The following is a 19,523-nucleotide window of genomic DNA, read 5'->3' on the forward strand; positions in this document are numbered from 1 at the left end:
GTACTATGAGTTCTCCGCAGCTGTAAACCGCCTGATGCCGGCTCGTTAGCAGCGGGATGTCCCGACGCTCCTTAAAGCTCTGATCAGGATCCAAGCTCTTTGCAAATCGTTTCGCTCAGCAAACGCGCCCCCTGCATTACAATCGGCACGCCGCCGCCGGGATGAACCGACGCTCCTACCGCGTACAGCCTTTCCACGCCAAGCGGCTTGACCTGCGGCCGGAATGCACCGATCTGCGTCAAAATAGGCGCGATGCCGAAGCTTCCTCCCAGGTACTGCCCTTGCCGCGCCGCATCGCGCGGCGTCCGCACCTTCTGCCACCGGATCGCCTGCTTCAGCCCGGGAAACAGGATGCGCTCGGCTTTGTCCAGCACCCGGCTGACGACCGCTTCGCCCGCCATATCCCAGTCGATCTCCTCCGACGCCGGTACGGGCACCCGCACATACAGCACGCTTTTGCCTTCAGGCGCCGCTGCGCTGTCAATCGCAGCCGGATTGAACACGTAAAATGTCGGATCAACGGATAAACGGCCCATCTGGAACAGATCCGCCATATGATAATCCATCGATTCGGGGAAAAAGAACTGATGAGCGCCCACGCCTTCCCACCGCTTGTCCACCCCCAGGTAGATGAGCAGAGTGCCCGACGACGGACGGAACTTTTTCTTTTTGCGGCCGCGCCATCCTTGCAAAATACCGTCCAGCATCGGATAATCGCCGTTAAAGACGACTGCATCGCATAAAGCGGCTTCGCCTGCGACCGTAACCCCTTTGCAAACTCCCTTCTCCACATGAATGGCGGTGACGGGAGCGGAACATCGGATTGTAACGCCGCTGTCGCGGCACGCTTGTTCCAGCACATCGGCGAGGTGGCGGAACCCGCCTTTGATATACCAGATGCCGTGCCGGTGCTCGCTGTATGGAATGAGTCCGTACAGAGCGGGAGCTTTGCGGGGGGCGCCGCCAATATATAGAGACTGCAGCGAATAAGCGTCCTGCAGGCGGGGGTCGCGGAAATAAGAGGCTGTAAACGGTTTAAGTGCGCGGTAAGCGCGTGAACGAGCCAGAAAGGCCAAATTACGGAGCGTGAGGAAAGCTCTCTTCTTCACAAACGTGCGGGATAAAAAAGCTTCGTACCCGTAATCGAAAATCCGTTCCATATCGGCCATATACCGTCGGAAGTCCGATCCGCCGCCGCGATAGCACCTTTCGATCTCGGTCGCCTGCTTATCGGGATCCCGCCATTTGGTCCATTTGGTTCCGTCGGATTCGTATATGTCGTAGAGCGGATCGCATGGAAGCAGTTCCACCGCCTCGTCCGGAATGCCGGCCTGCCGCAAAATCTCCCGCAGCAGGTGCGGCAGCAGCACGATCGTCGGTCCTTGGTCAATGCTAAATTCCCCGTTGCTTTCACGGGCGATACAGCCGCCGACCTGAGATTCCTTCTCGTATAGGGTCACTTCATGCCCTTGCCTTCTCAGCAAAAGCGCCGTTACCAAACCGCCCACACCGGCACCAACGATTGTAATCTTCATCGCTGCGCACCGTTCGGGCCGACTGCATTCGTATGCATGGCTTATCGTCCCCCGCTCTATGTATTCCATTTACTGTTTCATCTGTTTCATCTGTTTCATCTATTTCAACTATTTCAACGCGCCGGTCTTACGTCCCTCTTTTTTAAAATATTAAATTCATTCAATGACGATGATCAACCACATCCGGTTTGGATGAAAAGGGAGGTTTGTTATACTATATGGGGTGTATAAGCTATATAGAGAGAAGAAATCATTGGATAAGGAGCGGTAAGTTTATGACACTAAAAGGTAAATCAGCCATTATTACCGGCGCGGGAAAAGGAATCGGCAAAGCGGCCGCCATCGCGCTTGCGAAGGAAGGCGTCAATCTGGGGCTGCTGGCACGCAGCGAATCGGATCTGGCCGCGCTGCAGCAGGAGCTGCAAAGCAGCTACGGAATTAAAGCGTACTATGCGACAGCGGATGTAGCGGATGCCGAGCAAGTGGGACAAGCGATCGCCTCGCTGACCGGGCAGCTTGGCGCTGTCGACATTTTGATCAATAATGCGGGCATCGCAACTTTCGGCACGCTGCTCGAAATGGACCCGGCCGAATGGGAGCGGATTGTCCGCGTCAACCTGATGGGTACATACTATGTGACGCGCGCAACGCTTCCTCACTTGCTGGAGCGCGGCGAAGGAAGCATTATTAACGTCTCCTCCACGGCAGGCGAGCGCGGCTTCGCGACCGGCTCCGCCTATAACGCGTCCAAATTCGGCGTGATGGGCCTGACCGAAGCGCTCATGCAGGAAGTGCGCAAGTCCAACATCCGCGTCACCGCGCTGACGCCAAGCACGACCGCAACCGATCTGGCCGTCAACGCCGGCCTCAAGATCGGGGACGAGGACCGCATGATGCAGCCGGAAGACGTCGCCGAGCTCATCGTATTCACCTTGAAGCTGCCGCAGCGCGTCCAGCTGAAAACGGCAGGCATTTGGACGACGAATCCGCAGTAAGGAGCATGCGGCCGACCGCCGTCATGCAGCGCTGTACCGCAGCGTGAAGCGTTTGATGGATAATCGAAAAAAGCGGGACATTTCGGACATCAAGTTGCCGGCCTGTCCAGCAAAAAATAACAAGGATGTGCCGGAGGCCGCTGCTGCGGATGCGGCGCATCCTTGTTTTACGATTCACGCAAACGGTTCAGCCCCCGGGCTAATTCGCAGTTTCAGGCGACTTTACGGCACTATCCGATTTAAAAGCTCAGTCCGCAATGCGCTGAGATTTGACTGCGCACACCATCCAGCCGCTTCAGATCCAGTCGCTTCAGATTCAGTCGCTTTAGATTCAGTCGCTTTAGATTCAGTCGCTTCAGGTCATACCCTCCGCCGAAACCAGACCTCACAACACTAGGTAACACTTTATATTGTTTTATAATTCTTTGTCTTCAATCAAAGAGTTACCAAGTAACACCATCCGTGATTTTCCCTTCCACGACGCGAAAATCCCGCCATTCCTCCGGCAGCAGCTTCCGATATCGGGGCTGCAAATACCGGTCGTCGACGAGTACAAGCAGACCGGTATCGCGCTCCGAGCGGATGAGCCGTCCGCCCGCCTGCAGCACTTTGTTCATGCCGGGGTATACATACGCATATTCAAACCCGTTTCTTCCCGCGCGCTCTTCGTAGTCCTTGATCAGATCGCGTTCGGCATTTATTTGCGGCAGCCCCACTCCTACCACGACAACACCGTTCAATCGGTCGCCCACCAGATCGATTCCTTCCGAGAACGCCCCGCCCATCACGGCAAATCCGATGACCGAGTCAGCCTTTTCCTCCGTTGCCCGGGCACAAGCGTCTCCCGCCTTGAACGAAGCGAGAAACGCATCGCGCTCCTCCTCCGTCATATCGGCCCTCTGAACGAGGATGCTTCCATGCGCAGCATTCCCAGGCGATTCCTCCGTCAGCATCCGGAACGACTCCGCGATAATGTTCATATAGGCATACGAAGGAAAAAAGACGAGGTAATTGCCCTTCCGCCGCTCCGTTACCACGCGCAGCAGCCGCGTCAGCGATGCGCCAGTCCGTTCGCGGTCGCTGTATCGGGTGGATAAAGGGGCGACCCAAACGTGCAGCTGCTCCCGTCCATAAGGAGACGGCACCGTCAGCGAACGGTCCTCCTCGGCGGCCCCGAGCGCGTCCATATAAAACGAGAGCGGCGCCAGCGTAGCGGAAAACAAAATGCGCGACCGGTAGCTTTTGGCGCTCTGCCGGATAAATTCGGACGGATCCAGACAGCGCAGCTTCACGGAAACCGCCTGTCCGGCAACCTCCGTCAACGTTACGTACCGCTCGTCGTACATCGCGCCGACCGAGATGAAATGCTGCACCGCAAAATACGTCTCCAGCAGCAGCTCTTCGGCCACGCCTCCTCCGCGCGCCGCCAGCTCCCGCTCCGCTTCGGAGGCGAAAGCCTCCGCCAGCGCGAGCAGCTCAAGCGGCGCCTCGGACTCCGCCGAAACGCCGCCGGCGCTTTGTTTGCGCAGCGCGATAAAGCGGGCATTCACCGCCTTCGCCGCCGAGGCCAAAGCGGGATTGGCCGATTTGTACGCCCGCTGCAATTCGAGAAAAGCGGCTTTGTCCAGCCCCGCCGACACCATTTCCCTTGCCCGGTCGGGCAGGTTGTGAGCCTCATCGACGAGCAGAGCCGTCTTTTTCCGGTGCTCGTCCCGCATCCGTTTGAGCGAGACGCGCGGATCGAAGGCGTAATTATAGTCGCCGACAACGGCGTCGGCAGCGTAAGCGGCATCAATCGAATATTCAAACGGGCATACCCGATGCTTGCGGGCGTAGCGTTCCACGACGTCGCGGGACATTAACGTTTCATTCCCGAGCAAATCGAGCAGCGCTTCGTTGATCCGGTCGTAATATCCGTCCGCAAACTCGCAGTCCTCCTTGCGGCAGCTGACCGTTTCGCGGAAACAGATTTTTTCCTTGGCCGTAATCGTAACCGCATGCAGCTTCAGCCCGCGCGACGCCATCCGTCCGAGCGCATCCTCCGCAGCCGCCCGGGTCGTCGTGCGCGCAGTAGCATAAAAAATTCGCTCCAGCAGTCCGGCCCCGATCGCCTTGACGGCGGGGAACAGCGTCGACATCGTCTTGCCGATGCCGGTCGGCGCTTTGGCGAACAGCCCTTCTCCCCGTTCGATGGAACGGTAGACGGCGGCCGCCAGCTTTCGCTGCCCTTCGCGGTAGGCGTCGAACGGAAACGGCAGCTCGCGGATGCTCCGGTCCCTTTCCGCCTTATGCCGCAGCATCAACCGGGTGTACGGCGCATACCGCGCTAGCATGTCCGCAACGAGACATTCCAGTTCGCCGAACGCCATCTCCCTGCGAAACCGCTTCGCCTCTCCCGTGTTCACCTGTACATACGTCAGCTGAACGGTGATCATCAAGCCCGCATCGTTTAACTCGCAATGCCCCGGCGTGAGACGGGTCAACATATACATGTACGCGTAGCAGCATGCCTGCCCCCAATGAACGGGATACGTGTTCTCCTCGATTCGGCCGAGCTCAGATGCCGTCGACTTGATTTCGTCGATCACTGTCCGCCCATTTTCTGTGAGCAGACCGTCGCACCGTCCTTCAAGCGCAAACAGCAGATCACCGCCGAAAGGTATTTCCGCTTTGAGCAGGACCTCTTTTTCATCATGCTCGCCATAACTCTTCTGGATTTCCTGATGGGCTTTCGTACCCGCCGTAAGCGTGCCGGACGTCCGGAATCCGGACTCGATGCTGCCGCTGCGGTACGCATATTCCGCAAGCGTTCGAACGGCGATCTGTATCGTTTCCACGGCGCCGGCACCCCTTTCCTTTCTGTTCGGATCTGCTGCGGCCTTCCTCTTTTTGACGCAAGCCGTTATCGAACATTCGTTCCTTCTATTTTAATGGGATATTGCCTTCCCCGGCAAGCTGACGCGGTTAACCTCATCGGCAGGCACAATCGCGTACCGCAGCTCGTCTTCCAGCTCGATCAAATAGCGCTCCTGCTGTTCTTTCGTCCAGAACAAGCACGCCGCCATCGCCTCGGTAACCGGCTTTATCCATTGCTCCACCCACGCCCGGTCGAAAAACATCGCCCCTGTGCGCCGGATGAAGAAATCGACCGGCTTCACCGCCATTTCTTCCAAAATCGCATACTGGAGCGGCACACCCACTTCAGCCGGCAGCAGAGCCGCTTCGGGCGACTGGCCGAACGCTCGGTACAGCTCGAACAGCCGGTTCACGTTGGAACCGTACCTCAACACCCACGCGCGCGCAAGCTCAAGGGGCAGGCCGCGCTTCTCGCCTTCCGCCGTCTTCTCGGCCGCATACTGCGCGAAACCGGCGGAGCCGCCTACTTCGCCGCCGGAAATCGGCAGCGCTGCCGTCCGGCTTTGCCGGTACGTCCCGTACCCTTGACTTTGCAGCCTCTCGGCCACTTTGTCCACTACCAGCTCCGCCATTTTACGGTAGCCGGTCAGCTTCCCGCCCGCGATCGTGAGCAGCCCGGATTCGGACTGCCAAATTTCGTCCTTGCGCGATATTTCCGACGGGTCCTTGCCTTCCTCATAGATGAGCGGACGTACGCCCGCCCAGCTTGATTCCACATCGGATGCGGCAAGGTTCAGCCCGGGAAACATGCCGTTGACCGCATCCAGAATATAAGCGCGGTCCGCCTTCGTCATCCGGGGATGCTCCAGATTCTCCTTGTAGACGGTGTCGGTCGTGCCGACATACGTTTTGCCGTCGCGCGGAATCGCAAATACCATCCTTTTGTCGGGCGTATCGAAATAGACGGCCTGGCGCAGCGGAAACCGCCTGGCATCGAACACCAGATGCACGCCCTTCGTCAGCTGCAGCACTTTGCCCTGGCGGGAGCGGTCCATCTCCCGGACCGCGTCGACCCACGGACCGGCAGCATTGACGACACAGCGCGCGTACACCGCGTATTCCTTGCCGCTCAGCCGGTCGACGATGCGCGCGCCGGCCGCTTTTCCGTTTTTATAGATCAACTCAGAAACCATCGCGTAATTGACCGCTATTGCCCCCCGGCTCACCGCCGCCTTCATCACCTCGATCGTGAGACGCGCATCGTCGGTCCGGTATTCCACATAATAGCCGCCGCCCTTCAGTCCGGGACGCTTCAGCAGCGGTTCCTTATCCAGCGTCTGCTCCGCCGACAGCATGACGCGCCGCTCGGCGCGCTTCACTCCCGCCAAATAGTCATATACCTTCAATCCGAGCGATGTGGAAAATGTGCCGAACGTCCCGCCCGCGTGGATCGGCAGCAGCATCCGCTCCGGCGTCGTCACATGCGGGCCGTTCTCGTAGACGATCGCCCGCTCCTTGCCGACTTCGGCCACGACGCCGATTTGCAGCTGCTTCAAATAACGGAGGCCGCCGTGCACCAGCTTCGTCGAACGGCTCGATGTGCCCGCCGCAAAATCCTGCATCTCGACAGCCGCTACCTTCATCCCCCGCGCCGCCGCGTCCAGGGCGATGCCCGCGCCGGTAATGCCCCCGCCGATGACGAGCACGTCGAGCAGTTCCTCTTGCAGTTCCTTGATGCATTTTTCCCGCTCCATAGCGGAGAACCGTGATCTCATTTCCACTCCCCCTCAGACCGCAATCCGGCAACACGCAAGCAGAAACGGCTGTCGCCGTCTTAACGGGCGGCCATACGTTTCGCGGTGAAAGATAAGAAAGCATAGGCGTGAAACTTATACTTTCAGATCTTTTAAAAAAAGAGACCGCAAGCGGCGCGGCCTCCGCATGTTTCGTTGCGGCAGCCGTGCCCTCACAGTCTCTCGTCATCTCCGGACCGGGTTATGAACTTGTCATTAGTGTAGCATATTCATCACGGCCACAGAAGCCGTCTCTTCGCCTATTTAAATGCGATCGCCGCCCGAACCGCCTTTTGCCAGCCGCGGTAGAGCTCTTCCCGGCGCTCTTCCGGCATCGAAGGAAGGAATGTCCGCTCGGCCGGATTGAGCCCCGCAATCTCGTTCGTATCCTGCCAAAAGCCGACGGCCAGGCCCGCTAAATAGGCTGCTCCGAGCGCCGTCGTCTCGATGCTCGCCGGACGTTCGACCGGCAAGCCGGCGATGTCGGCCTGAAACGACAGCAGAAAGTTGTTGCGGGCCGCGCCTCCATCGACACGCAGCTTCGGAATGTTGAAACCGGCGTCCTGCGCCATCGCCTCCAGCACGTCGCGCGTCTGGTAGGCGAGCGACTCGAGCGTCGCCCGCACGACGTGCTCCTTGCTTGTGCCGCGCGTCAGCCCGAACATCGCGCCGCGCACCTCGCTGTCCCAATACGGGCTTCCGAGCCCGACGAAGGCGGGGACGACGTAGACGCCGTCCGTCGAATCGACCCGCGAGGCGTACGTCTCGCTGGACGCCGAATCGTGGAGCAGCCGCAGTCCGTCGCGGAGCCACTGGATCGCCGCTCCCGCCACGAACACGCTGCCTTCGAGCGCGTAAGACACGTTCCCTTGGAGGCCCCAGGCGATCGTCGTGATAAGACCGTGTCCCGATTGGACCGGCTTCATGCCTGTATTCATCAGCATGAAGCAGCCTGTTCCGTACGTGTTTTTGACCATGCCCCGCTCGCAGCAGTTCTGACCGAACAGTGCGGCTTGCTGGTCGCCCGCAGCCCCGGCGATCGGCACCCCGCAGCCGAAAAAGTGATAGTCTACCGTCCTGCCGTAAACGCCGGACGACGGGCGGACCTCGGGCAGCATCGTTTTCGGAACGCCGAGCAGGGCAAGCAGCTCGTCATCCCAACACAAATCGTAAATGTTGTACATGAGCGTCCGGGACGCGTTGGAATAATCGGTGACGTGCACGCTGCCGCCGGACAGCTTCCAGATGAGCCAGCTGTCGATCGTGCCGAACAGCAGGTCGCCGCGCTCCGCTTTTTCCCGCGCGCCGTCGACGTGATCGAGAATCCACTTCACTTTCGTGCCGGAAAAATAAGAATCGATCAGCAGCCCCGTTTTGGAGCGGAATAAATCGCCCAGCCCTTGAGACTTGAGCTCCTCGCATATATCGAACGTCTGCCGGGATTGCCATACGATCGCGTTGTAGACGGGACGGCCCGTCGTTTTGTCCCAGACGACCGTCGTTTCGCGCTGGTTCGTAATGCCGATGCCGGCGATTTGCTGCGGCTCCACACCCGATTCCGACAGGCATGAGGCGATGACACTCAGAATGGAGCTCCAAATTTCATCCGCATTTTGCTCGACCCATCCCGGCTGCGGAAAATATTGCGGAAATTCTTTTTGAGCGGTGAACACCGCCTCCGCCTGCCGGTTGAACAATACCGCCCGGGAGCTCGTCGTCCCCTGATCCAATGCCAATATATAGCGGTCCACCGTGACTTCTCCCCCTCGTTACGATATGGCGATGCCGCGAAGAAAGACAAAAGAGCCGCAGCAACACCCTCCGCGCAAGGCAGAGGAACATTGATGCAGCTCTCCATTCTCCGTCACAGGTATGAACTTTATTCCATCATAGAACAGCATGAAAGCGATGTCAACACGAGTGAAAAATGCGCCTGCGGACAGCGCAATCGGGTGCTTGGCTGCTGCCGCTACTGCTGCGTCCCGCGTCCGGCGCCGCCGGCGTAAATCTTGAACAGCTCTTCATTGGAGGTGGTGACAGCCGCAGCGCCCGCATTAATCGCATTGTCCACATCGCGGACCGTCCGGATCAAGCCTCCGGCAAATACCGGCAAACCCGACCGCGCCTTCACTTCGCCGATCATGTCCGGCAGAGCCCCTGGCAGCACCTCGATATAATCCGGCTTTGTTTTCTCGAGCAGCGCGTAGCTTTTTTCCAGCGCCATCGTATCAAGCAAAAAAATGCGCTGAATCGCCAGCACCCCTTTTTGCCGGGCTTTCTGGATGACGCCCGACTTGGTCGATATGATGCCGTAAGGCCTGATTTCCTGGCACAAATACTCGGTGCCGTATTCGTCCGATTTCAGCCCCTGCACAAGGTCGGCATGCAAAAACATTTTTTTGCCCTTCGCGGCTGCCATGGCGTACAGGTTCTTCAGTTGGGCAATGTGCGTATCGAGAAATACGCCGTATTCATACCGGCTGCCGAGCAGCTTTTCGAACTGCTTCACCGTCTTGACTGCAGGCAAAATCCGCTGCCCGCTGAATTCCGTCATCCTCCGCTCCCCTTTCCGCAAGTCTCATGCCCGGTGCATTCATCATCGCTTGCGGATGTGTTTGAAGTCAAGGCGCACAAAGGAATATTGCAGGAAGACAACCCGTCGAGCCGCTACCAAAAAGACACTTCCGCAGCGCGCCAATTGTGGACGCAGCGGAAGTGTCCCATCCTTTTTATTTACCGGTGGCAAACCTTGCCTAGCTCGAAACCGCAACCTGCTCTTTCAGCCACCCGTCCACTTCGGCTGTTCTCTTTCCGTTGTTTTTCTCGACAACATCGACGAACAGCTGCAGCTTTTGCTTAAGTCCGGTGTTCGGAATGTTCTTGTCGTCCAGGATTGCCTTGTAGGCCGTCAGCGCTTCGGCTTTGAATTTCAGCGTATCGTAGTCGAACAGCGGCGTATTGTTGGACCCGTAAAACACCGTCATCTTATAGTTTCTGTAAAGATTCAGCACGGCCGCCTTCCGGTTGGAGGAAGGGTAGCTGTACAGAAACGCTTCCTGCCTCAGCGCGCGCTTTGCGATCTCGTCCCAGCCGACCACGATTGCGGCATCGTTCAACGCGCGTTTATTGGATTCCGCCGTCATGATCGTAATATAAGCCTGAATATCTTTCGTAACATACGCTTTGAACGATTGGTAAACGGCATAGTTGATTTCCGGATAATACATGCCCTCGGACGTTTCAACCTTGAAGCCCGTATCCCGGGCATCGGTCAATACTTTGCGGGTCGCGGAATCTTTGACGGCGCTGAGCAGGCCAGAGTACGTACCCCCTTTGGCGCGGTAAGCGGCGTCGATGTTCATCTGAATCTTTCCTGCATAGAAGCGTTCGGCAAGCTTGTTAATATAGAGCTTCTGGGCATTCTCCAGGTGCAGCGTCATGACCGTTGCCTGGTAAGCGGTCACCTCGTCAATATGATTGATCAGGTAGCTGACCGCCCGGCCGAGCGTCGAAGGACTTTTCACCAATCGTTCGAATTCGTTATAGACCGATTGTGGCGATTGCGCCGTCACGGACGCCGCGGCAGCGGCCGCATGGGCGCTCTGGAAAGCGGCGCCTCCTTGCAGAGCGATAGTTAGTGCCAAAACCGCACCGGCGGTTTTTTTCCATATTTTCATGTCAAATCCCTCCTGTTTTCGTTTCCTGATAGTTGCTTTTTGTATTGTTCCAGACGAAAATTAACGTCGAAGGTTGCAGATTTAAACATTTTCCAACGGATGTGCCGCGCCGAATTTCTTAGGGACGCCCGTCCTTGCCGAATAATTTTTTTGCATATTTTCACACAAGAAATGCGAATGCCCCAAGAGTACCCAAACCATCTGACTGGCAGCAGCTCGGTATCTTCGTTTCGATTCCTACGCGGGCAGAACTCCCGAATTACACCATCAATCACCTTGTTCCCGTCGCTTCAATCCGTTATGTTCGCCTTACACTGAACCCTGGATCTCCTCCCGTCGATCAATTTTCCAGGTAAAGTTTCCAACTTTTCAAGTTGCAGCATTTTAACGTCTCACAGCCGCATTCTTTTAAGCGTCTTCAGGGCAGAGCTGCTGCAAGCTGCGTGGGGAAAGCGGCTTTCCGGGTAATAATGAATCGGCACGCTGCAATGCATGCCAATGCATGCCGGAAATGAATCAAATAAAGAAAGGAGCTATGCAAAATGGAAAAACCGATGCCTGAGATCCGCACATATCGATTCGAGGATGACGATGTCATACCTAATAATCCGCAGCTGCCGGTCGTCGTCTATATCGGAGCGATGGCGGAGAGACCGGGCGAAATGGAGTCTGTCTTTAACCGCAACAACTGGCGCAACAGCTGGATCAACGGCGTATTCGGCTACCACCATTATCACAGCAACGCGCACGAGGTGCTCGGCGTCGTCAGCGGATCGGCCGTTCTTCAGCTTGGCGGTGACGAGGGGGAGAAAATCGGGGTTCATGGAGGCGATGTCCTCGTGCTGCCTGCCGGAACGGGGCACAAGCGGCTCACCTCCAGCGTGGATTTCAGCGTTGCGGGCGCTTATCCGGACGGAATGGACTACAATCTGAACACGGGAGCAGCCGGCGAGCGTCCCCGCGCCCTTGAAGAAATCGCCCGCGTTCCGCTTCCGGAGACGGATCCTTTATATGGCGAGGACGGACCGCTACTTAACATTTGGAAGCGGTAAGCAGGCGCAAGATGCCCGGGTGTTCGGCAGCAATCTGTGCTTAAGGACCGAACAAATCTAGTAAATCGTTGCCGGCATTCTCGCTCCATACTTATTTTTTTCCGATAGAGTGGACAAGATAACCATAAACGGAGCGCCTGCTTTGAACCGGAATGAGATGCTTTCACTGCCTTTTAACCGCACTTTTTTCGCAAATTATACGCCCGTTTAGCCGCTCTCCCATTCCGGTTAAGGTAGTTAGTAAAAGGAGCGGATGCCAAGGATGGAAAGAAACCATACGATGATGCAATTTTTTGAATGGTATGTGGAAGCGGACGGCAACCACTGGAACCGTCTGAAAGAACGGGCACCTGAGCTGAAGCAGCGCGGCATCGATTCCGTATGGATCCCTCCCGTCACCAAGAGCCAATCGACAGACGACAACGGGTACGGCATTTATGACCTGTACGATTTGGGCGAATTCGATCAGAAAGGCGCGGTCCGTACCAAGTACGGCACCAAGCAGGAGCTGATCGAAGCGATCAACGTCTGTCACGAGCATGGCATCGCCGTTTATGTGGATCTGGTTATGAACCACAAAGCGGGCGCGGATGAAACGGAAACGTTCCATGTTATTGAAGTGAACGGGGAAAACCGGACCGAGGAAATATCGGAGCCGATCGAAATTGAAGGCTGGACCAAATTCACCTTTCCGGGTCGGGGAGACGCTTACTCGTCCTTTAAATGGAACTTCGAGCATTTCAACGGTACCGATTATGATGCCGGAAAAGAGCGGATGGGCATTTATCGCATTATTGGCGATAACAAACAGTGGAACGAAAATGTGGATGACCGGTTCGGCAATTACGATTACCTCATGTTTGCCAATATCGATTATAACCATCCCGAAGTCCGCGACGAAATGATCAAATGGGGAAAATGGATCGCCGAAACGTTAAGCTGCGACGGCTTCCGTCTTGACGCCATCAAACATATCGACTATAACTTCATCCGCTCGTTTGCGGATGAAGTGAAGAAAGAGCGCGGAGACGGGTTCTACATAGTCGGTGAATTCTGGAATTCCGAGCTGCCGGACTCGTTGAATTTCCTGGATGACATCGACAGCGTCATCGATATTTTCGACGTGCCGCTTCATTACAAGTTCCAGGCCGTTTCCCGGGCCGGAAGAGAATTTAACCTGTCGACGATCTTTGACGGTACGCTCGTGAAAGAGCGCCCCCTGCAGGCAGTAACCATTGTCGATAACCACGATACACAGCCGGGAGAGGCGCTGGAATCTTGGGTGGAGGACTGGTTTAAGCAGTCCGCTTACGCGCTTATTCTGCTCCGCAAGGACGGCTATCCGGTCGTGTTTTACGGCGATTATTACGGTATCGGCGGAAAAGAGCCAATCGAAGGCAAAAAAGCGGCGATCGACCCGCTCTTGTATGCTCGCTATTATAAGGCATACGGTGAGCAGGAAGATTACTTCGATCATGCCAATATCATCGGATGGGTGCGTCGCGGCGTTCCCGAATTCGAGCGTTCCGGCTGCGCGGTCGTCATCTCTAACGGCGACGACGGAGAGAAGCGGATGTTTGTCGGCAAGGAGCGGGCCGGAGAAGTTTGGGTCGACCTGACGCAAACAAGGAAAGAGCGGATCACGATCGGAGAAGACGGTTTCGCCTCTTTTCCGGTTCAAAGCGGCAGCGTATCGGTCTGGGCGCTTCCTGAGTTTGATGTGACGGGATAACCGGCTGCGCATGGGCCTCCTTGCGCTATTTCCTGCGCAGACCGCGCGCGATACGAATTCTGCTGTCCAAGCAAACCTACGCACCCGCTTGACCGGCCGGTACGGAAACATAAAACGTGCTGCCGTTTCCGGGCATGCTCTCAAACCAGATCTCCCCGTCGTTCAGACGCACAAATTCCCTGCACAGCAGCAGTCCAAGACCGACTCCTTTCTCGCCCTCCGTCCCGGAAGCCGAGACGGGCTTCGAAAACAGCGTCTCGGCTTTCTCGGCCGTCATCCCAACCCCGGTATCGCTGACCGCAAATATGACGCTGCTTGCCGTCGCATGAGCGCTGATCCGAATGCTTCCTCCGGCTTCCGTAAATTTGACCGCGTTGGAAAGCAAATTGCGCAGCGCCATACCGAGCATTTCCTTATCCGCCAAAATATAAGTGCCCTTCGCAATCGCATTGTCGATCACGACTCCTTTGGCGCCCAGCCGGATGCGGAACAGGGCGAGCGTATCCTCGACCTCCCGCGCCAATTCCAGGTTCGAAGGACTGACGATCATGCCGTCGCGCTGTGTGCGGACCCATTCCAGCAAGCTTTCCGCCAGCAGAAAGGTATTCCTTGCCTGCTCCCCGATTTCCCGGATCAGCTGTTCGCGGCTGCCGGCGAAGATGAATGAACCCTCCTCCAGAAACTCCGTCAAATTGATCAGCACCGCCAGCGGATCCCGGATATCGTGAGCCACTACACTGAACAGCCTGTCCTTGAAATCATTAAGCTCCTTCAGCTTTCTGGCACTTATAATCAGCTTGTCGCGGTTTTCGATCGTCTCGGTGACATCGCTCAAAATTAACATCCGTCCCAGCCGCTCCCCTCCTGCACCGCTAATGTCCGTCAAACGGACATCAAAGAAGCGCCGCTTGCCGCTGGCTTCAAGCTGAATGGGATGATCCGTGTTTTCTTGCTGCGACATCCGGGCCGTAAGCTCCGGATAGCGCGCAAACGTCCGGGCTGCCGGAATACCGATCGCCGTCCGCTCTTCCAGCCCTTCAATCACTCTGGCGGCGGCCTTGTTGAAGCTTAAAACGTGTTCGTAACGGTCGAGCAAAATGACGCCGTCCCGCATGGACTCCACCACCTTGGCCAGCTCAAGCGTCGTCAACCGGAGCATATTAAACCGGTAAATGCCCCATATGTAGAAAAATCCCGTCCATGTAAACCCGAGAGGGCCAAGATCGATGTTTGTGCCGAAGCTGCCGGTTGTCAAATATATCATGTTGAGAACATAGGGGGTTACCGCCCCGATCATGAGCAGCGCAATCTGCTTGCGGACGATAGGGCCGGACTTGACGTACATCCTAAGAAACAGCCCCATCCCCGCCAAAAACTCGGCGTATGCGAACGTAATATGGACGAAGTACCACGGTCCTTTCACGGTCACAAACGATGCGACCCCATTGTCCGCATCCAATTCAATGCTGCGGTAGAACAGATGATGCACATCGTTCGTATAGTGCAGAACCAGCGTCAACAGCGGCACCGTGAGCAGCGCCGCGATAACCCATCGCCGCAGCATCGCTCCCCGGCCGGTATAGTGAAGAACCATAATCAGCCACAACGTCGATCCGAACGTCAGACCTACATATTCCACACGCAGCCAGAAGTAAGCTTCGCGAAACGTCTCGCTCATAATGACAAAAGCGTATCCGAACGCGTACAAGGAAGCGGCCAACATCATCAGCGCGCAGCTTGCGGCCGCAGGGACCGCACGTTTTTTCCAGGATAAATATCCGATATACAGCATGACATAACCAGCCAGAAGCAGCAGTGCGAACAGATAGATGCGAAAATTCATGCCATCCGCCTCCTTTGAAGGCGGATCCAGACCGCCGCAGGAAAGGTTCGGATCCATCCAGCGGATTCAAGCCCGGAAAGCTGTTGATGTATCAATGGTGTTCGGTTCCATGCCATGTTTCTTCCTCCTGGATGACAACTCAAAGCAGCTCGCTTTTGAAACATGTCGCGGCCTTAACGTTATCATAACACAGGTCATGTTTGAGGAAGTGTAAAAAAAACCTAAATCTGAAATCGGACCGTTTCGGTATTCACGGTATTTGAGCTTTCGCTTGACGGATGATGCCGCCGATCTCGTTTTCCCGCCTGAGCAGCCTTTCTTTCTTTTCAACGATTTGCCCGGCGAGCGCAGCAAGGCTGGACAGCGTACCCACGGCCGTTTTGGCGTCACTTATTTTAAGGGTCCGGCTTAAGGAGGAGGAGACGGACGCGGCCGACTTCTTTAATGCGGCTGCCGCGCTTTTGTCCGCCCTGATCTTCACATTAATGGTATCGATCCCGGACAGCGTGCCGCGGATTTGCCGGACGGTCTTGTCCGTGTTCGCTTTAGCCGTTTTGAGGGCAGCTTCCTTGTTCCGGATATCCAGACGGGCGAGCTGCACGGCAGGTTTTACGCCTTCCGCCTCGGCGCGAAGCAAGGCGGCAATTTCTTTGCCACCGACCGAACGGGCGGCCGATATTTGCCGGTTAAGCGAGCTGTAAAGGTCCAGCAGCGGCTTGTACCGCTCCTTGACGCGCGCAACCTGCAGCTGCAGCGCTTCAAGTTTGGCGGCGTCGATCGCCTTGATTGCCGCACGCAGCGCAATCAGATCCTCTTCATTCTTGTAATGTGCGGCCTCGATCATCCTATCCAGATTTTCTTCCTGCTTCTGCATGGCGAGCAGATCGCCGTACTGCGCAGCCAGCTTGCTCTTTAACGGCTCGTCCGCTTCCGCGATCGTTTTGTCCAGCGCGTTTTTGGCGGAAACGCTCAACGTGACGGAAGCGGCCTCCGCCGCGGCAGGAGCTGCTGCCAGCATCATAAGGGTAAGCACGGAAAGCCGCAGGACCGCCTTTTTCATCCAATCGGACATCGTTTGTTCCTCCCTTTCGTATAATCCGCCTGCAGTCAGGCAGCGGCAAAAAACCGGCGTTCTAAAGCGACAAACAAAAAAAGCACCGGCAAGAAAGGCTGCAGCCAGCCTTATCTTACGGGTGCTTCCACGCAAGGATCGTATGTTCGATGTGTAAACTATACCTGAGCCGTTCCAAAGGTGTCAAGCTATTTTTGTTCGCATAACGTTCGCATTTTTTTGAGGCTGGAAGCCCCATTCGGACATGCTAAGTAACTTTAAGTAATACTAAGAAACACCAAGAATTACGTTTGGGTGCGGTTCTTAATCGGAAATTGGCCTTTTTCAGACATGCTGCGAGTAATGATGACAAGCCCCCCGATCAAGTCTCCGCTTTCTGTGCGGCAATCCGGTCATAAAATTGCTGCACTTCATGTTCGAGCCCGAACGTTCTTTCCCAAGAATAGATAATTGCAAGCGCCTCCCGCGTCAGCCGGAGCGCCGTCTCGTATTCGCCTTTGCACCAGGACAATTGAGCGTTCCCGTACCGGTAATAAATCAGCTCAATCTGATTGGCTTTCGATTTGTGATACAGCAAGTTCTCGAATGCCGCTTCCGCCTGCCTCAGCTCGCCAAGCCTTAAATAAGCGACTCCCAGGTTAAAGTACGCCTCAATCGTTTTCTCTCCGCCGTAGGAAGCGCTCAGCTCGTTTGCCTGCTCGTAATCGTCTACGGCCTCGCGGTAATTGCCCCGCAGCAAATGCAGATCTCCTTGAAGAAGCAGCACGCGGTGCTTAATGACCGGTGAGCAATGCTGGGAAGCGATTTGCTGCAGGATCGCGGCCGCTTCGTCCGGCTGATGGATTTTCAGATAATATTTCGACTTGAAGGACTTTCCCAATATGTTCAAATTACGGACGGTGGTATCTTCAGGATCAAGCCGCTTCAACAGTTGCAAACCCTCTTCGATTTCCCGGATACCCTCTTCCAGATTCCCGGTCTCCATCCGCGCCCAGCCAATCGTATCGATTCGAAACAAAGCTTCCAGATCGGACCGTCCGATATGGGCGGCGGCATCGGCGGCTTGATGGCCGTAGTCGATGCGCAGCTGCAGGTTGATCCGGCTTAAAAAATGGCTTACGCGCAGCATCAACGCAATCAGCAGCTCGGACTCCCCGTTGCCCGCCGCCCACCGCAGCAGTTTTAATAAATTGGGCCACTCATGCTTTACGTTGTCCAAATCTCGTCCAAGCAGATAGTTCCAGTACATTTCGTCCGGCTTGGACCGCTTGATTTGCGCATCCCAGAAATCGAGATAATAGCTGCTCCATCGCAAACGCGCTTCCGACTCCAGCCCGGGATTGTCAGTCAAATGATGCTCCCCGTAGGCCACGACGGTTTGGTGCGCCCGGTAGCCCACTCGATCTCCGCTCCGCTCCGCTTCGGCCAGTCCAAGCCCGATAAGCTGCTCGAGCGCCGAATAGAAGCGCTTTTCATCCAGTCCAGCCGCTGCCGCCCAGGCTTCCTCCCCCGGCGGTCTGCCGAATAGGCAAAGCGTCTGCCACAAGCGGCGCGCGTCTTCGGTGCAGCTTTCCCAGGCACGGCCAAACAGGTATTCAAACAAAGCTGAGAGTGAATGAGCCGCCTCCCTCAGCCCGCGAATAAGCTTCCCCACGGGAACTTCATGCACGGCGATATAACCGACGCTAAGCGTCAGCGCCTTCGGATTGCCTGCGGCTGCCGAAATCAACTGTTCAAGCGCTTCGTCCTGTTCCGCAAGCAACCTTGCCAATTGTTCCTTCTTCTGTGCAGCGTGGACACGGCGCATTTGATGCAGCGCTTCCTTTTTTAAATACTCCAGCGCCTCCAGTTGCTCCAGACCGTCAAGATGCAGCGTTTGGATCTCTCGAATAGCCAGCGCCGCGATCTGTTTCGGATTGTCCCGGGCAGTCAGCAGCGCTTTGACGCCCTGAGGCAGATTGACGACAAATTCATGAATCAGCGGTTCAGCGGTATCGATACTGTCAATGATGAGAAGCACTGGCGTCTCTGCCGAAAAAGCCGCGAGCGCGTTGCGGACGACAAAACGTTTTTCATGAACGGATTTGTCCAGCAGCTCCACACGTCCGAGCTGATATGCGATCGTATCGAGAAAATCGCCGAAGCTTACGCTTTTCAGCTCCGCGCTGACCCAAATGACGCATTCAAGCTCAGGCCAGCATAGGCCCGAAGATGCCGCCTCCCCTTGAGGCTGTCCCACACATGCGTAAGCGGCTTCAAGTGAAAGCGTCGTTTTCCCCATGCCTCCCCATCCAGTGATCAGGCAGACCGGCTGCGGCGACTGCAGCCACTGCAGAATCGCCTGCAAATCAAGCTTCCGTCCGATAAAAGCGTTCGTCCAGCGTGCGGGCAAATTATGATTGGATGTACGGGCCGGGTTCAGGTGTGCGGCTGCCTGAACACCGCTGTTTGCCGCAAATAACCGCCGGGTGACCCGCTCGATCGCCTCATCCGGCGGTGCCCCAAACAGGTCGTCCTGCCTTGAAATCTTTGCTTTGCGCAGACAGGATGCGACCCAGACGGGCAGCGGCGGCTCGAGAACCGGCATCGAAGTCGTCCGCAGCAGCTCGGTGAACCACTTCGCATCCATGCCGCTTTTTTCAATAATGAGCCACACGATTCCAAACAGCTTGCTGTCCTCGATCCTTCCCGGAATGTATTTGACGCCCATTTGTCCCATCCAGCTCTTGATGGTATTGGACGAGATGCCGAGCTGCATCGCGATTTTATCCAAATACGATTCCGAAAAGGAGCGTCCCGATGGAAGAGCTTCTCTCTTCTTCCGCTTCGTTATATAGTCGGGGTGCTGCTTCAAGGCCGTAACCCCCCGGGTTAACAGTTCGGCAAACGCTTCCTGGTCTTCCAGTTCAGCCAATATGTACACCTCCCGATCGCTGGGATATCTCTCATATTAATTCGACTAAGATGC

Annotated in this window: 12 protein-coding genes; 3 read left to right on the forward strand and 9 right to left on the reverse strand. The window is 56.2% G+C overall.

Features of this window, described 5'->3' with window-relative positions:
* Window positions 1-83: 83 nt before the first annotated feature.
* Window positions 84-1,535 carry a phytoene desaturase family protein gene (locus tag VN24_RS08790; RefSeq protein ID WP_045670089.1) on the reverse strand — a complete coding sequence of 484 codons (1,452 nt, stop codon included), beginning with the start codon at window positions 1,533-1,535 and terminating at the stop codon, window positions 84-86.
* 275 nt (window positions 1,536-1,810) lie between these two features.
* On the opposite strand from VN24_RS08790, the gene VN24_RS08795 reads away from it, so the two are divergent.
* Window positions 1,811-2,530, forward strand: coding sequence for a 3-ketoacyl-ACP reductase (locus VN24_RS08795; RefSeq protein WP_045670090.1), 720 nt, complete (start codon window positions 1,811-1,813; stop codon window positions 2,528-2,530).
* Window positions 2,531-2,973: 443 nt separating this feature from the next.
* Here VN24_RS08795 and VN24_RS08800 read toward each other — a convergent pair whose 3' ends face one another.
* The 5 genes from VN24_RS08800 to VN24_RS08820 form a co-directional block, all read right to left on the reverse strand.
* Entirely contained in the window at window positions 2,974-5,367 is a 2,394-nt protein-coding gene (locus VN24_RS08800) for an ATP-dependent DNA helicase (protein ID WP_045670091.1), read from the reverse strand.
* A 90-nt stretch (window positions 5,368-5,457) separates the two neighbouring features.
* Window positions 5,458-7,161 carry a glycerol-3-phosphate dehydrogenase/oxidase gene (locus tag VN24_RS08805; protein WP_045670092.1) on the reverse strand — a complete coding sequence of 568 codons (1,704 nt, stop codon included), beginning with the start codon at window positions 7,159-7,161 and terminating at the stop codon, window positions 5,458-5,460.
* A 278-nt stretch (window positions 7,162-7,439) separates the two neighbouring features.
* Window positions 7,440-8,930, reverse strand: a complete 1,491-nt coding sequence (gene glpK / locus VN24_RS08810) for a glycerol kinase GlpK (protein WP_045670093.1) — start codon at window positions 8,928-8,930, stop codon at window positions 7,440-7,442.
* Between the two features lie 218 nt (window positions 8,931-9,148).
* Window positions 9,149-9,733, reverse strand: coding sequence for a glycerol-3-phosphate responsive antiterminator (locus VN24_RS08815; RefSeq protein WP_045670094.1), 585 nt, complete (start codon window positions 9,731-9,733; stop codon window positions 9,149-9,151).
* 199 nt (window positions 9,734-9,932) lie between these two features.
* Window positions 9,933-10,856 (reverse strand): hypothetical protein, encoded by a 924-nt coding sequence (locus VN24_RS08820; RefSeq protein WP_052702866.1) that lies wholly within the window; start codon window positions 10,854-10,856, stop codon window positions 9,933-9,935.
* Between the two features lie 542 nt (window positions 10,857-11,398).
* On the opposite strand from VN24_RS08820, the gene VN24_RS08825 reads away from it, so the two are divergent.
* Both VN24_RS08825 and VN24_RS08830 read left to right on the forward strand, forming a co-directional pair.
* On the forward strand, window positions 11,399-11,908 hold the full coding sequence (locus VN24_RS08825; protein WP_045670095.1) for a cupin domain-containing protein: 510 nt from the start codon (window positions 11,399-11,401) through the stop codon (window positions 11,906-11,908).
* A 262-nt stretch (window positions 11,909-12,170) separates the two neighbouring features.
* Window positions 12,171-13,640, forward strand: a complete 1,470-nt coding sequence (locus tag VN24_RS08830) for an alpha-amylase (RefSeq protein ID WP_045670096.1) — start codon at window positions 12,171-12,173, stop codon at window positions 13,638-13,640.
* Window positions 13,641-13,716: 76 nt separating this feature from the next.
* On the opposite strand, the gene VN24_RS08835 is transcribed toward VN24_RS08830, so the two are convergent.
* From VN24_RS08835 to VN24_RS08850, 3 genes are all read right to left on the reverse strand, one after another.
* Window positions 13,717-15,483 carry a sensor histidine kinase gene (locus VN24_RS08835; protein ID WP_045670097.1) on the reverse strand — a complete coding sequence of 589 codons (1,767 nt, stop codon included), beginning with the start codon at window positions 15,481-15,483 and terminating at the stop codon, window positions 13,717-13,719.
* Between the two features lie 250 nt (window positions 15,484-15,733).
* The gene (locus tag VN24_RS08845) at window positions 15,734-16,555 is read right to left on the reverse strand and encodes a hypothetical protein (protein ID WP_045670099.1); all 822 of its coding nucleotides are present in this window, start codon (window positions 16,553-16,555) and stop codon (window positions 15,734-15,736) included.
* A 361-nt stretch (window positions 16,556-16,916) separates the two neighbouring features.
* On the reverse strand, window positions 16,917-19,469 hold the full coding sequence (locus VN24_RS08850; protein ID WP_045670100.1) for a tetratricopeptide repeat protein: 2,553 nt from the start codon (window positions 19,467-19,469) through the stop codon (window positions 16,917-16,919).
* Window positions 19,470-19,523 lie beyond the last annotated feature (54 nt).

This window comes from Paenibacillus beijingensis, from assembly GCF_000961095.1.
Taxonomy (GTDB): domain Bacteria; phylum Bacillota; class Bacilli; order Paenibacillales; family Paenibacillaceae; genus Paenibacillus_O; species Paenibacillus_O beijingensis.

Excerpts from the sequence above, each read along its gene's own strand:
- VN24_RS08790 (WP_045670089.1), bottom strand. The coding sequence starts at position 1,535 with ATGAAGATTACAATCGTTGGTGCCGGTGTGGGCGGTTTGGTAACGGCG.
- VN24_RS08795 (WP_045670090.1), top strand. The coding sequence starts at position 1,811 with ATGACACTAAAAGGTAAATCAGCCATTATTACCGGCGCGGGAAAAGGA.
- VN24_RS08805 (WP_045670092.1), bottom strand. The coding sequence starts at position 7,161 with ATGAGATCACGGTTCTCCGCTATGGAGCGGGAAAAATGCATCAAGGAA.
- VN24_RS08815 (WP_045670094.1), bottom strand. The coding sequence starts at position 9,733 with ATGACGGAATTCAGCGGGCAGCGGATTTTGCCTGCAGTCAAGACGGTG.
- VN24_RS08820 (WP_052702866.1), bottom strand. The coding sequence starts at position 10,856 with ATGAAAATATGGAAAAAAACCGCCGGTGCGGTTTTGGCACTAACTATC.
- VN24_RS08825 (WP_045670095.1), top strand. The coding sequence starts at position 11,399 with ATGGAAAAACCGATGCCTGAGATCCGCACATATCGATTCGAGGATGAC.
- VN24_RS08830 (WP_045670096.1), top strand. The coding sequence starts at position 12,171 with ATGGAAAGAAACCATACGATGATGCAATTTTTTGAATGGTATGTGGAA.
- VN24_RS08835 (WP_045670097.1), bottom strand. The coding sequence starts at position 15,483 with ATGAATTTTCGCATCTATCTGTTCGCACTGCTGCTTCTGGCTGGTTAT.
- VN24_RS08845 (WP_045670099.1), bottom strand. The coding sequence starts at position 16,555 with ATGTCCGATTGGATGAAAAAGGCGGTCCTGCGGCTTTCCGTGCTTACC.